This window comes from Mycobacterium asiaticum (assembly GCF_001668675.1).
Taxonomy (GTDB): domain Bacteria; phylum Actinomycetota; class Actinomycetes; order Mycobacteriales; family Mycobacteriaceae; genus Mycobacterium; species Mycobacterium asiaticum_D.
Genome location: NZ_LZKQ01000337.1, coordinates 1 through 13,525 on the forward strand (window position 1 = coordinate 1; position 13,525 = coordinate 13,525).

At 65.4% G+C, this 13,525-nt stretch carries 11 protein-coding genes and 1 pseudogene; 6 read left to right on the forward strand and 6 right to left on the reverse strand.

Features of this window, described 5'->3' with window-relative positions; translation table 11 throughout:
- Positions 1–50 precede the first annotated feature (50 nt).
- Entirely contained in the window at positions 51–1,442 is a 1,392-nt protein-coding gene (locus tag A9X01_RS28385) for a zinc-dependent metalloprotease (RefSeq protein WP_155772328.1), read from the reverse strand.
- 77 nt (positions 1,443–1,519) lie between these two features.
- Here A9X01_RS28385 and A9X01_RS28390 point away from each other — a divergent pair, with 77 nt between their 5' ends.
- Positions 1,520–2,542, forward strand: a complete 1,023-nt coding sequence (locus A9X01_RS28390) for a YlbL family protein (RefSeq protein ID WP_065035339.1) — start codon at positions 1,520–1,522, stop codon at positions 2,540–2,542.
- A gap of 86 nt (positions 2,543–2,628) precedes the next feature.
- Positions 2,629–5,613, forward strand: a complete 2,985-nt coding sequence (locus tag A9X01_RS28395; protein ID WP_065123902.1) for a UPF0182 family protein — start codon at positions 2,629–2,631, stop codon at positions 5,611–5,613.
- Positions 5,614–5,625: 12 nt separating this feature from the next.
- Here the strand turns inward: A9X01_RS28395 and A9X01_RS31735 are convergent.
- Positions 5,626–5,763: pseudogene (locus A9X01_RS31735) on the reverse strand (AraC family transcriptional regulator); the annotation flags it as partial.
- A 263-nt stretch (positions 5,764–6,026) separates the two neighbouring features.
- On the opposite strand from A9X01_RS31735, the gene A9X01_RS28400 reads away from it, so the two are divergent.
- The gene (locus A9X01_RS28400; RefSeq protein WP_065123903.1) at positions 6,027–7,583 is read left to right on the forward strand and encodes a GMC family oxidoreductase; all 1,557 of its coding nucleotides are present in this window, start codon (positions 6,027–6,029) and stop codon (positions 7,581–7,583) included.
- Between the two features lie 60 nt (positions 7,584–7,643).
- Entirely contained in the window at positions 7,644–8,171 is a 528-nt protein-coding gene (locus tag A9X01_RS28405) for a cupin domain-containing protein (RefSeq protein WP_065123904.1), read from the forward strand.
- On the opposite strand, the gene A9X01_RS28410 is transcribed toward A9X01_RS28405, so the two are convergent.
- Positions 8,168–8,794 carry a TetR/AcrR family transcriptional regulator gene (locus tag A9X01_RS28410; RefSeq protein ID WP_065123905.1) on the reverse strand — a complete coding sequence of 209 codons (627 nt, stop codon included), beginning with the start codon at positions 8,792–8,794 and terminating at the stop codon, positions 8,168–8,170. The genes A9X01_RS28405 and A9X01_RS28410 overlap by 4 nt on opposite strands.
- 19 nt (positions 8,795–8,813) lie before the next feature.
- A complete protein-coding gene (locus A9X01_RS28415) occupies positions 8,814–9,797 on the reverse strand; it encodes a GlxA family transcriptional regulator (protein ID WP_301336975.1) in 984 nt (327 codons plus the stop codon).
- A 110-nt stretch (positions 9,798–9,907) separates the two neighbouring features.
- Between A9X01_RS28415 and A9X01_RS28420 the strand changes: the two genes are divergently transcribed.
- Together A9X01_RS28420 and A9X01_RS28425 are read left to right on the forward strand one after the other, a co-directional pair.
- Complete coding sequence (locus A9X01_RS28420) at positions 9,908–10,558, forward strand: HD domain-containing protein (protein ID WP_065123939.1); 651 nt, start codon at positions 9,908–9,910, stop codon at positions 10,556–10,558.
- A 15-nt stretch (positions 10,559–10,573) separates the two neighbouring features.
- Positions 10,574–11,278, forward strand: a complete 705-nt coding sequence (locus A9X01_RS28425; protein ID WP_065123906.1) for a nitroreductase family protein — start codon at positions 10,574–10,576, stop codon at positions 11,276–11,278.
- 18 nt (positions 11,279–11,296) lie between these two features.
- Here A9X01_RS28425 and A9X01_RS28430 read toward each other — a convergent pair whose 3' ends face one another.
- Together A9X01_RS28430 and A9X01_RS28435 are read right to left on the reverse strand one after the other, a co-directional pair.
- A complete protein-coding gene (locus tag A9X01_RS28430; protein ID WP_253849472.1) occupies positions 11,297–11,941 on the reverse strand; it encodes an alpha/beta fold hydrolase in 645 nt (214 codons plus the stop codon).
- Between the two features lie 61 nt (positions 11,942–12,002).
- Entirely contained in the window at positions 12,003–13,454 is a 1,452-nt protein-coding gene (locus A9X01_RS28435; RefSeq protein ID WP_436405316.1) for an aldehyde dehydrogenase, read from the reverse strand.
- Positions 13,455–13,525: the final 71 nt, after the last annotated feature.

Below are 13,525 nucleotides of genomic sequence, written 5' to 3' on the forward strand. Positions count from 1 at the left end.
ACCGGCAAGGGCGGCAGAGGCGGTAACGGCGGAGCCTAGGTCAGCCCAGCCTAGGTCGACGTATCCCCAGGCTCAGGGTCGTCGGTGTCGCGCCCCAGTTCGGCTTCCAAGTCGGAGAGGGCCTCGTCGATCCCGCTGGTGTCGCCGCCGATGACGCGGTCGATGAACGCTGCCGGGTCGTCCAGGTCGTCCGCCCCCGGCAGCAGGTCCGGGTGCTGCCAGACCGCGTCGCGGGCATCCATTCCGGCGGCCTCGGTGAGGCGTGCCCACAGCGCTGCGGCCTCTCGCAGTTTGCGCGGCCGCAGCTCCAGCCCGACCAGAGTGGCGAAGGTCTGCTCGGCGGGGCCGCCGCTGGCCCGGCGCCGGCGCAGCGTTTCGCTCAGCGCCGCTTCACCCGGAAGCCGCTCACCCAGCGCGTCCGTCACGACCGTCTGCACCCAGCCCTCGATCAGCGCAAGCAGCGTCTCGAGCCGTTCGAGCGCCTGAGTCTGGGCGGGCGTCGCCTTCGGCTCGAACACGCCCTGGCTCAGCAGTTGCTCCATCGCGGCGGGATCGGCCAGCGACGCCGGGTTGAAGTCGCGGGCCAGTTCCTCGATGCCCGACATGTCGATCTTGATGCCCATCGCGTACGCCTCGACCGCTCCCAAAAGCTGGCTCGGCAGCCACGGAACATGGCTGAACAGCCGATGATGCGCGGCTTCGCGCGCGGCCAGGAACGTCATGATCTCGCTGCGCGGCTGCTCGAGGCCCGCGGCAAAAGACTCCACCGCATCCGGCAGGATCGCGGCCACTCCCTTGGGCCCGAGCGGCAGGCCGACCTCCGTCGACGTCAGCACCTCCCGGGACAGCCGGCCCAGCGCCTGGCCCAACTGCGATCCGAACGCCACGCCGCCCATCTGCGACATCATCTGCAGCAGCGGGCCGGCCATGCTCTTGGCTTCCTCCGGCAGCGACTGCACCCACACCGCCGAAATCTGCTGGGCCATCGGGTCGCACAGCCGCTTCCAGGTCTGCAGCGTGTTGTCGACCCAGTCAGAAGGGCTCCAGCCCACCGCTTTGGTGGTGCCGGCGGGCAGCGCCGTCGCCCCGTTCAACCAGGTCTCCGCCAGATGCACGGCATCGGAGATGGCCGAGTTCGTGGCCGCCGGGATGGGCGCGACGAAGCCGATCGAGCTGGTCGCGACCTGACGGGCCAGGTCGTAGTTGACCGGGCCCGTGTCTTTGCCGGAGGTCATGGCGCTCCCGACGCCACCGAACATCTCACCCAGCCGGGTGAACAGCTGGCCGAGGTTGGCCATGTCGAACTCGCCGCCCAGGGGGAAACCGAACGGGTTGGCACCCGATCCGGAGTCGGGATCGTCCTTCCCACGCTTGTCGCGCTCGGGGTCGTCGCCCGCGGAGAAGCCGAAAGGCAGGTCAGCCATAGGCTCAACGGTACCCACCGCCGAAACAGAAAGCGCGGTCCCCGGTCACGCTCGCAGCTGAACCGGTCTGTCCGGCGCCGTCTAAGGTGAGCGGCGTGAACAGGCGGATTTTGACCCTGATGGTCGCGCTGGTCCCCATCGTGGTGTTCGGCGTGCTCCTGGCGGTGGTGACGGTGCCGTTCGTGTCACTGGGCCCCGGTCCGACGTTCGACACCCTGGGCGAGGTCGACGGCAAGCAGGTCGTCCAGATCGAGGGAACCCAGACGCACCCGACATCGGGCCACCTGAATATGACGACGGTGTCCCAACGCGACGACCTGACCCTCGGTGAAGCCCTCACGCTGTGGATCTCCGGGCAGGAGCAGCTGGTGCCGCGGGACCTGATCTACCCGCCGGGCAAGTCGCGCGACGAGGTCGACAAGGCCAACAACGCCGACTTCAAGAACTCCGAGGACAGCGCCGAGTACGCAGCGCTCGGCTACCTGAAGTATCCCGAAGCGGTCACCATCGCTTCGGTTAGCGAAGGCGGCCCGTCGGTGGGCAAACTCAAGCCGGGCGACGCCATCGACGCCGTCGACCGCACCCCGGTCGCCAATGTGGAGCAATTCACCGGTTTGCTCAAGAAGACGAAGCCCGGCCAGGTGGTGACGATCGACTACCGCCGCAAGAACGAGCCCGCGGGCGTCGCGCAGATCACGCTGGGCACCAATAAGGATCGCGACTACGGGTTCTTGGGGGTCGCGGTGCTGGATGCGCCGTGGGCACCGTTCTCGGTGAGCTTCAACCTGGCCAACATCGGCGGGCCGTCCGCCGGGCTGATGTTCAGCCTGGCGGTGGTGGACAAGCTCACCACCGGCGACCTGGCCGGTTCCACGTTCGTCGCGGGCACCGGGACGATCAGCGTCGACGGCAAGGTGGGGCCCATCGGTGGCATCACCCACAAGATGGCCGCGGCCCGGGCGGCCGGCGCCACGGTGTTCCTGGTGCCCGCGAAGAACTGCTACGAGGCGGTTTCGCAGATTCCGGCCGGGTTGAAGCTGGTGAAGGTCGAGACGCTGGGTTCGGCCGTGGACGCTTTACACGCGATGACGTCTGGCGGGCCCACCCCGAGTTGCTAGCCGGGTTGCTGATCGGGCCATCCGGCCCCGGCCGCCCGGTGCGTAGAGTTGTGACCGTCGGGGAAACAGAGCAGGGAGCGTAACCAGTGGGAATGCGGCCGGCCGCCAGGATGCCGAAGCTGACCCGGCGCAGCCGGATCCTGATCCTGATCGCACTGGGTGCGATCGTGTTGCTGCTGGCCGGCCCGCGTCTTATCGACGCTTACGTGGACTGGTTGTGGTTCGGTGAATTGGGTTATCGCTCGGTGTTCAGCACCGTGCTGGTCACCCGCATCGTGGTGTTTCTGGTGGCGGGCCTGCTGGTCGGCGGCATCGTGTTCGGCGCTTTGGCGCTGGCCTACCGGACTCGCCCGGTGTTCGTCCCGAGCAACGACAACGACCCAGTGGCGCGGTATCGCGCGGTTGTGCTGCAGCGTCTGCGGTTAGTGGGCATCGGTGTGCCCGCCGCGATCGGCCTGCTGGCCGGGGTGGTGGCGCAGAGCTACTGGGTGCGGATCCAGTTGTTCCTGCACGGCGGGGACTTCGGGATCAGGGATCCGCAGTTCGGCAAGGATCTCGGGTTCTACGCCTTCGAGTTGCCGTTCTACCGGCTGGTGCTCAGCTACCTGTTTGTCTCGGTGTTCCTGGCTCTCGTCGCGAGTCTGGTGGCGCACTACCTGTTCGGCGGGATCCGGCTGTCCGGGCGCGCCGGTGCGCTGAGTCGGTCGGCCAGGATCCAACTGATCAGCCTGGTCGGTGTGCTGGTGCTGCTCAAAGCCGTTGCCTACTGGCTGGATCGGTACGAACTGCTGTCGCACACCCGCGGTGGCAAGCCGTTCACCGGTGCCGGCTACACCGACATCAATGCCGTGCTGCCCGCGAAACTGATCCTGATGGCGATCGCGCTGATCTGCGCGGCGGCGGTGTTCTCCGCCATCACGCTGCGGGACCTGCGCATTCCGGCGATCGGGCTGGTGTTGCTGCTGCTCTCATCGCTGATCGTGGGCGCCGGCTGGCCGCTGATCGTCGAGCAGATCAGCGTCAAACCCAATGCGGCGCAGAAGGAAAGCGAATACATCAGCCGAAGTATCACCGCGACCCGGCAAGCGTACGGTCTGACGCCCGACGTGGTGACCTACCGTAACTACACCGGCGACGGGCAAGCCACGGCGCAGCAGGTCGCCGCCGACCGCGCGACCACGTCCAACATCAGGTTGCTCGATCCGACCATCGTCAGCCCCGCCTTCACCCAATTCCAGCAGGGCAAGAACTTCTACAACTTCCCCGACCAGCTGTCCATCGACCGCTACCTCGACCGCAACGGCAACCTGCGCGACTATGTCGTGGCCGCAAGGGAACTCAACCCCGACCGGCTGATCGAAAATCAGCGCGACTGGATCAACCGGCATACCGTCTACACCCACGGCAATGGGTTCATCGCCTCGCCGGCCAACACCGTGCGCGGGGTCGCCAACGACCCGAACCAGAATGGCGGCTACCCGGAGTTCCTGGTCAACGTCGTCGGCGCCAACGGCAACGTGATCTCCGACGGTCCAGCGCCGCTGGACCAGCCGCGGATCTACTTCGGACCGGTCATCTCCAACACGTCGGCCGACTACGCGATCGTGGGGAAGACCGGGGCCGACCGCGAATACGACTATGAGACCAGCACGGAAACCAAGAATTACACCTACACCGGCTCCGGTGGCGTTCCGATCGGCAGCTGGCTGTCCCGCACTGTGTTCGCAGCGAAGTTCGCCGAGCGAAACTTCTTGTTCTCCAACGTGATCGGCAACAACAGCCGGATCCTGTTCAACCGCGACCCGGCCCAGCGGGTGGAGGCGGTGGCGCCCTGGCTGACCACCGACAGCTCCGTCTACCCGGCGGTCGTCAACAAGCGACTGGTCTGGATCATCGACGGCTACACCACGCTGGACAACTACCCGTACTCCGAACTGACCTCCCTGTCATCGGCGACCGCGGACTCCACCGAAGTGGCGTTCAACCGGCTGGCTCCCGACAAGAAGGTTTCCTACATCCGCAATTCGGTGAAGGCGACGGTAGATGCGTACGACGGCACCGTCTCGCTCTACGAGCAGGACGAGAACGACCCGGTGCTCAAAGCGTGGATGCGGGTCTTCCCCGGAACCGTGAAGCCCAAGAGCGACATCTCGCCCGAGTTGGCCGAACACCTGCGCTATCCCGAAGACCTGTTCAAGGTGCAGCGCATGCTGCTGGCCAAGTATCACGTCAACGATCCGGTGACGTTCTTCTCCACGTCGGACTTCTGGGACGTGCCGCTGGACCCGAATCCGACCGCCAGCAGCTATCAGCCGCCGTACTACATCGTCGCGAAAAACATTGCGAAAAATGATAATTCGGCGTCGTATCAGTTGACCAGCGCGATGAACAGGTTCAAGCGCGACTATCTGGCCGCCTACATCACGGCCAGTTCCGATCCGTCCACCTACGGCAAGATCACGGTGCTGACAATCCCCGGCCAGGTCAACGGTCCCAAGTTGGCCAACAATGCGATCACCACCGATCCGGCGGTGTCCCAGGACCTCGGTGTGATCGGTCGTGACAACCAGAACCGGATCCGCTGGGGCAACCTGCTCACCCTCCCGGTGGGCCAGGGCGGGCTGCTTTACGTCGAACCGGTCTACGCCTCGCCGGGTGCCAGTGATGCGGCATCGTCGTATCCACGCCTGATCCGGGTGGCGATGATGTACAACGACAAGGTCGGCTACGGCCCCACTGTGGGCGACGCGCTGACCGCATTGTTCGGTCCCGGCGCGGGTGCGGCAGCCACCGGAATCCAGCCGACCGAGGCCGGTGCCCCGGCGAGTCCGCCGGCGAACCTGCCGGCACCCCCGGCGGCTGGGCCCGGGACACCACCCCCAACCGCGGCCGTACCGCCGCCACCGGACGGTGCGCAAACCCTCTCACCCGCCAAAGCCGCTGCGCTGCAAGAGATTCAGGCTGCGATTGGCGCAGCACGGGACGCGCAGAAGAAGGGCGACTTCGCCGGTTACGGGTCGGCGCTGCAGCGGCTTGACGAAGCCATCACCAAGTTCAACAACGCCAGGTAGGTCTCGGGCACCTTCGGCGGCGAGCGCGCGTGTCCGCAACGTTTCGGGCGTGCCGAAGCCCGCAAAGCGTGTAACTTCAGCCACGCTGCGGCCTGCATCGAGGGCGCCTCGCACCATGTCGACTCGAATTAATTCGACGTAGCGGACCGGTTGGCTTCGGTGAACACCTCGGCGGGTCTGGCCGCATCCAGCAAGTTCACCCGCTCGAGACGACGATCACCACCACGCGAGGCGTTGCGTCTTCGACGGCCCGACGGCCCGACGGCCACCGGACCATGGTGCGCGTCAACCACTTCGGGTTCACGCGCTACATGTCGCACTTTGTTGGACGGAGGACGCAAATTGCGCGGCCGGGACAGCCCCGCGACACCGCACACTCATGTCGTCATCACATCAACCCGCGGAGAAGATGAATGCTCCCTTCTGGCGTCGCTGCACGTTATGACTTCGTGGTCTGTGGGTCCGGATCGTCCGGCTCCGCGGTCGCGGGCCGCCTAGCCGAAAACCCGGACGTCACGGTGTTATTGCTGGAAGCGGGCGGTAGCGACGATGTAACCGCCGTTCGCGATCCCGCCCAATGGGCAGTCAACCTTGGCAGCGAGCGCGACTGGGGTTACGTCTCGCAACCGAGTGTCGACCTCAACGGCAGATCGACCCTGCTCTCCATGGGTAAGGTGCTGGGGGGAGGGTCAAGTATCAATGTGATGGTTTGGGCGCAGGGACATTCCAGCGATTGGGACTACTTTGCTGCGGAGTCCGGTGACGACGCGTGGGCTTATCGATCGGTCCTAGACGTCTACCGGCGAATAGAAGATTGGCACGGGCCGGACGACCCCGAATACCGCGGATCGGGCGGTCCCATGTTCATCGCTCCTGCATCCGATCCGAACCCGTTGGCGCCTGCCGTCGTTGATGCAGCGAGGTCGGTCGGGATCCCTAGCTGTCGCAGTAGTAACGGCTCGATTATGGAGGGTGACGGCGGCGCAGCGATCGCCGATTTGACATTGCGAGACGGGTCCCGACAGTCGGTGTTCCGTTCATACGTCCAGCCCCTCCTACATTGCCCGAACCTGACGGTTCTCACTGCCGCTACCGTGACGCGCCTGGTCTTCGACAGGAACCGTGTTGTGGCAGTGCAATTTTTGTACGACGGCAAGCCCCACCTCGTTGCGGCCAATTACGAGGTGATCGTCTCGTTGGGCGCGGTGCACACCCCGCAGATACTGATGCGGTCAGGCATCGGTGATGCGGACGACCTGCGGCCTTTCGGCATTCCCGTAGTGACGCATCTGCCCGGAGTCGGTCATAACTATCAGAACCATCCGCGCATCGACTGCATGTGGGAGTGGCGACGGGTCATTGAGCCACGCAACAACGGGGCCGAGGCAACGATCTTCTGGATGAGCGATCCAAAGCTGGCAGCGCCGGACCTACAGATCAGCCTGGTAGAAGTACCGCTCTGCAGCCGGGAAAGCGCAATACGCTACCGCGTACCGGAGCACGCGTGGACGATGTGCGCCGGGGTACTGCAGCCCAAGAGTCGTGGCCAGGTCCGACTTTCCGGTCCGAATCCGAGTGATCGGGCGGTGATCGAAGCAAACATGCTGGCGGACCCTGACGACATGAATACCGCTCTCGCCGGCATTGACCTATGCCGGGACATCGGCAATGCGGCGTCGCTGCAGCCTTTCAGCAACGGTGAAGTGATGCCCGGTGCTCTCACGCGCAGCGAAATGATTGATTTCGTCCGTAATGCCGCAGAAAGTCATTTCCACCCCTGTGGCACAACGAAAATGGGGCGAGACAGCATGTCGGTTGTGGACGGAAGCCTGAAAGTTTATGGCGTCGAGGGACTTCGGATCGCTGACGCATCGATCATGCCCCGCATCACGACGGGCAACACGATGGCGCCGTGCGTCGTGATCGGAGAGCGAGCGGCCGACTTTCTGAAAGCAGAGCACGGGTTATAAGGTCATCACCCCCCGGGCCAGGCACAGAGTATTGGGGATAGTAGCCCTATAATCAATAGTATGTCCTTATCTGATTCAAACTCTAGCGCCGTCCTGTCGCAACTGGCGCAGACGCCTACGGGGCCAACCCTCGATGTCTTCGGCGGCACAGTCGAATTCGTCAGTTGGTCGGCCGAATTTTGCGTGTTGCGCGCGGTGCTGCCGCCGGGCGGCGTCGTCGCGCTACACCGGCATCCCGACGCCGAGGGTTTCTTCATCCTCTCCGGACGGCATCAGGTGCTGGTTTCCGACGGGGACAATCTGGTCTGGCGCGACGCGGTTGCGGGCGATTACGTGCGCATCCCGGGCAACGTCATGCACGCTCACCGCAACGTCGGTGACGAGCCGGCCGTCGACCTCGTCGTCACCACACCCAAACTGGGCCGGTTCTTTCGCGAAATTGGGCGCCCCGCAACGAATCCACTGCAGCCACGCACGCCCGAGGAGGTTGCCCGGTTCGTCCGCACATCCATCGAATATGGCTACGTCCTGGGTACCCCCGAGGAGAACGCCGCCGTCGGCATCGATCTCCCGGCCTTCACCAGCTAGGCCAACAGGCCCGCGCTGGCTTGCGACAGCAACCACCGCTCGGCCCGGTCCCACGACCATCCGCACTCCGTCACCAAGATGTGCCAGGCTTCCCGGCCGAAACAGAACCACAGGATGTCGGTTGCCATGGCCTGTGTCATACCGGCCGGCAACGCTTGCAGGGTGCGTAGCCGCCGCGCGGTCTTGGCCAGCGCCTGCCGATAGCCGGCGTCGGACCGCTGCAGGATCGCGGTGGCGTTCTCGTCAACTGCCGCAGCATGTTTCATCACCGCGATGATGTCGTGGTAGCGCTCGTTGTCGGTGCGCACGCCGTGCGCGGTGACACGCAGCACCTCGTCGCCGGACTTGCTGTGGCGGACCGCTGTGAGCGTCTCTCCAACAATGGGGTCTTGCATCGCCTCCTCGATGAGTGTCGCCAGGATCGCCGCCTTGCCGCCGGTACTGGCATACACCGTGGGTACCGCCAAACAGGCTTCGGTCGCGATGTCATTGACGGTCACCCTGCCGTAGCCGCGTTCGAGGAACAGGCGCATTGCGGTTTCCAGGATGGTTTGGCGCGTGTCCAGCGCGGCTTTTGCCCTCAGGGTCGATGAGTAGCGGCGTGTGGATTTGGCCGGCCCCATTGCTGCATCCTCTCAGCAATCAACCACGTGATGCGGTGCGGAATCTCTCCCGGTAGGCCTTCGGAGAGACGCCGAGGTGGTCGACGAACACCCGCCGCAGGCTTTCTGCGCTGCCGAACCCGGACAGGCGTGCGGTGTCGGCCACCGTCCGCCCGGCGTCGAGCGCGGCGCGCGCGGCATCGACGCGCACCAACTCCACATAGCGGGCGGGGGTTGTCCCGAGCTCGGACTGGAAGAGCCGGGTCAGCTGCCGGGTACTCAACGAAGCCCGCGCCGCGAGCGAATTCACGCTGTGGTTGGCCGCCGGGTCGGCCGAGATCGCATCGGTGACCTTGCGCAGCGGAGACTCCGGCGGTGGGTCGGCCTCGACGAGCACCGAGAATTGCGACTGGCCGCCGGCCCGTTTGAGGTAGACGACCAGCCAGCGGGCCACGGCGCGAACCAGGTCGGTGCCGTGATCCGCTTCGACCAAGGCCAGGGCCAGGTCGATGCCGGCCGAGATTCCGGCTGAGGTGAAGATGTCGCCGTCGCGGACGAAGATCGCGTCCGGCTCGACGCTGATCTGCGGGAAGGCCCGAGCGAACAACCGGACATCGTGCCAATGCGTGGTCGCGCGTCGGCCGTTGAGCAGGCCGGCCTGCGCCAGGATGAACGAGCCGGTGCAGATCGAGGCCAGTCGCTTGGTGCGGCCCGCAACCGATCTGACCGCCTCCACGAGGGCGGGGTCGATCGGCCGCCGGGGCAGGTGGTCGCTGCCGGCAACCAAGACGGTGTCGGCCGACTCGATCGCGGAGATGGCGTCGGTGACGCCCAGCCGGGTGCCGATCGAGGTGATGACGTCGCTGCCGTCGACCGATGCGACCTTGAGCCGGTAGTCGGCGCCGAAGCGGTTGGCCTCGGCGAAGACTTCGCCCGCACCCGCGACGTCCAGCATCGTTACGTCGTCGAAGACGACGATCACCACCTCCCGGTGACCTCCACTGCTGTGAGTTGCAGGACGCACCCGTCCATTTTGCTGGCTGCTGTCGCTTTTTGTGGGAATCACGGCAGAAACGCCGCGGTCGGATGCGGGTGCATCCGCTCACACTGAGCACACCAACCGAGGAGGAACCCATGACCACTCACTCGATCGAAGCCGTAGCCGGCATCATCATCCCCGACACACCACTGGTCCGCGAAGTAACCGAATACATCCGTGACGTCGAAGACGATCTGCTCTTCGACCACTCCCGGCGGGTGTTTCTGTTCGGCGCGCTGCACGGCCGTCGGCTGGGTCTGCAGCCCAACCTGGAGTTGCTTTACGTCGGCGCCATGTTTCACGACATCGGCCTCACGCCGCGCTACCGGACGTCGATGTTGCGCTTCGAGGTCGACGGCGCCAATGCCGCGCGCGACTTCCTGCTGGAGCGTGGTTACGACCCGTCCGACGCGGAGAAAGTGTGGCTGGGCATCGCATTGCACACGACACCGGGGGTGCCGGAATTCTTGGACCCCGAAATCGCTTTGGTGACGGCCGGTGTCGAGACCGACGTGCTGGGCATGGGCCGCGAGGACCTGGTACCCGAGGCGCTGGACGCGGTGACAACGGCCCACCCGCGACCGGACTTCAAGAATCGCATCATCGCGGCGTTCAACCAGGGCATGAAGCACCGCCCGGACAGCACGTTCGGCACCATGAACGACGACGTGCTCGCGCACTTCGACCCGAACTTCAAGCGGGCGAACTTCGTCGACATCATCCGCAACAACAGCTGGCCCGAGTAGGGGAAGGAGTGACCGATGGATGTCTACGAGGCGCTGTACACGACCAGAATGATGCGCCGGTTGCGTCCGGACCCGATCCCGTTGGACACCCAGGCGCGGATCCTCGATGCGGCCGTTCGCGCGCCGAACGGCGGTAACACCCAACGCTGGCACTTCGTGGCGGTGGATGACCCGAAACTGAAAGGTGAGTTCGCTCAATTGTTCCGGCAGGCCCGCGCGCTGGAATATGAGAAGTTCAGCAGCGGGACGGGACCAATGGCAGTGGCGGCCCCCGGCGTGGACGCAGCCGCGCACGCCGAAAATATGCGCCGGATCAAGGGTTCGGGGAACTACCTCGCCGACCACTTCGAAGAGATTCCGTTGTTGCTCTTTGTCTTCGCGATCGACGATCTCGGTGGCGCCAACATCTATCCGGCGATCTGGAGCGCGCTGCTCGCCGCGCGCGCCGAGGGAGTCGGCGGCGTCATGACCATGGTGCTGCGCAATTGCGAGGACCAGGTCAACGAGTTGCTGGGCGTGCCGGTCGCCGAGGGCTGGAAGATGTCGGCCATGCTGGCCCTGGGCTACCCGCGGGGACGGTGGGGTGTTGCAGCCAACCGGCTTCCGGTACAGGAGGTTTCGTCCCGGAACCACTGGGATGCACCGTTCGGTGTCGAGGTGCCGCAACCGTTGTGGCCGCCTGCGGATGGCCCTGACACGGTCCTGTCGGCCGTGGGATAGTCTTTCACGCACCGCTTTTCAGGCCGCCAGGATCGCTTCGGCGATCGCGTCCGGATGGGTCAGCATGGCGTTGTGGGTGCCCGGCACCGGGATCGGTGGCACGTTGAGCCGGGCCGCGAACTCAGCCGCCGGCCACTGCAACGCCCGATCGCACTCGCTGGCGAGATAGGCGACGGGAATGCCCAGGGTTGCCGCATCGATGTCGAGGGCGTCGGTGAAGTAGTGACCGGGTTGCGGCGTGAGCAGGTCGGCCACCAGGCGCTGCAGTTCGGGCGCAACGCCTTGCATGAACGCCCGTTGCACGTCTTCGAGGGTGGCCGGGATGGAGCCCGTCGGCGATTCGGCGATCAACCGCAAATTGTGCATGCGCAGTTCCGGTGGGTCGTCGTCCACCAGGCTTCTGCCCCGGATCGGTATCTGCGCATTGAGGTACACGATTTTGCGGACTCGGCCGGCGAGTAGCGGCACCGCCCCGGTGGCGGGATAGCCACCCCAGCTATGGGCGACAAGGACCACATTGTCGGACGGCAGACGCCGGACTTCGCGGACGATGTGATCGACCGCATCGCCGAGCCGGCGCGTCGAGGGATCATCCCCGTCGTTGAGGCCGGGAAGCGTCAGAGTGACCGCCCGATGCCCCTGCGCGCGAAGCCGTTTGGCCACCGGCTGCCAGGACCCCCCCCATGCCAACTGCCCGGCACCAGGACGTAGTTAGCTGGCGCGTTCACTGTGCTGCAGCGGCGCCGGCCGCATTGAAGATGGACTTGGTCGTCTGGTAGGCGGCCAAACCCTCGGGCCCGAGTTCACGGCCGAAGCCGCTGGCCTTGATGCCGCCGAATGGGGAACCCAGGTCGGGCTGATACATGTTGATGCCGATGGTTCCCGTCTGGACGGCACCGGCCACCAACGTCGCCCGCACCTCGTCGGAGGACCACACGCTGCCCGCGAGACCGAATTCGGAGTCGTTGGCGATGTCGATCGCGTCGCGGTCTGAGTCGTAAGGTATGACCGACAACACCGGCCCGAAGATCTCGTCACGGGCTATTCGCGCCGAATTGTGCACGGCGGCAAACACCGTCGGCGCCACATACCAGCCGCGGCGGCAACCAGCCGGCACACCGCCGCCCGCGACGATTTGGGCGCCCTCGGCCTTGCCGATCTCGATGTAGTTCAAAACCCGGTGCCGCTGACGGGAACTGACCAGCGGTCCGATCTCGACGCTCTCGTCGAGCGGGTTCCCGACGACCAGATCGTCGGCCATCGTGGCCAACGCGTCGACGAACTCGCCGTAGCGACTGCGCGGCGCGAGAATGCGTGTGCTGGCATAACACAACTGGCCGTTGTTTCCGAAGGACACCGTCCGCAAGCCTCGGATGGTGGGTTCCAATTCGGCGTCGTCGAGGATGATGGCGGCAGATTTCCCGCCCAGTTCCATGGTTGTCGGCCGGACGAGTTGTCCGCAGGTCTGCCCGATCAGCCGTCCGGTGTCCGTCGATCCGGTGAACGCCACCTTGTCAACGTCGCGGTGGGCTACCAGGTACGCACCGACCTCACGTCCGCCGGGAACCACGTTGAGAACTCCGGGCGGTAACCCCGCCACTTCGGCTGCCCGTGCGATCGCCAGCGCATCCAGCGCCGTCTCGGGGGCCGGTTTGAAGACCACGGTGCAACCGGCGGCCAGGGCCGGGGCCAGCTTCATCGTTGCCAGGAGTTGGGGCACATTCCATGGGACGATGGCGGCCACCACGCCGATCGGCTCGCGCCGCACCAGGGTGTGCCCGACCGGACTTGGCCTGAATTCCTCGATGTCGAGGGTGTCTATCAGTCCGGCGTAGTAGCGGAAAATCACCGTCGGCAGGAACCCGTTCGCCTGACGGGAGTACGCGATGGGTGCGCCCGTCTCTCGAGTGCACACCTCACTCGTATGGGCCGCTTGCTCTTCGAGCGCGTCGGCCAGCCTGTAGAGAGCTTTGGCACGGTCGGTGGGCGGAGTCGAGCGCCAATCGGGCAGCGCACGTCGGGCCGCGTCCACGGCGTCGTCGACGTTGCCGCGAGTCGCGCTGGCTCCCAGTCCCAGGACTGATTCCGTCGCAGCTTCCAGCACCGGCTGAACGTCGTCGGCGTCGCGGAATTTCCCGTCAGCAAAGAACTTTCCCTCAATCAAGTCCACTGCAATCCTTTCGTCGGTCACCCTTCTACCGCAGTCGCGTCACCCGGCGCGTGTCTGTGGTGGGTGTCCTGTACACG

Bases quoted from the DNA above. Each gene is read 5' to 3' on its own strand.
- A9X01_RS28410 (WP_065123905.1), bottom strand. From the start codon at position 8,794: ATGGGGCCGGCCAAATCCACACGCCGCTACTCATCGACCCTGAGGGCA.
- A9X01_RS28400 (WP_065123903.1), top strand. From the start codon at position 6,027: ATGCTCCCTTCTGGCGTCGCTGCACGTTATGACTTCGTGGTCTGTGGG.
- A9X01_RS28425 (WP_065123906.1), top strand. From the start codon at position 10,574: ATGGATGTCTACGAGGCGCTGTACACGACCAGAATGATGCGCCGGTTG.
- A9X01_RS28420 (WP_065123939.1), top strand. From the start codon at position 9,908: ATGACCACTCACTCGATCGAAGCCGTAGCCGGCATCATCATCCCCGAC.
- A9X01_RS28405 (WP_065123904.1), top strand. From the start codon at position 7,644: ATGTCCTTATCTGATTCAAACTCTAGCGCCGTCCTGTCGCAACTGGCG.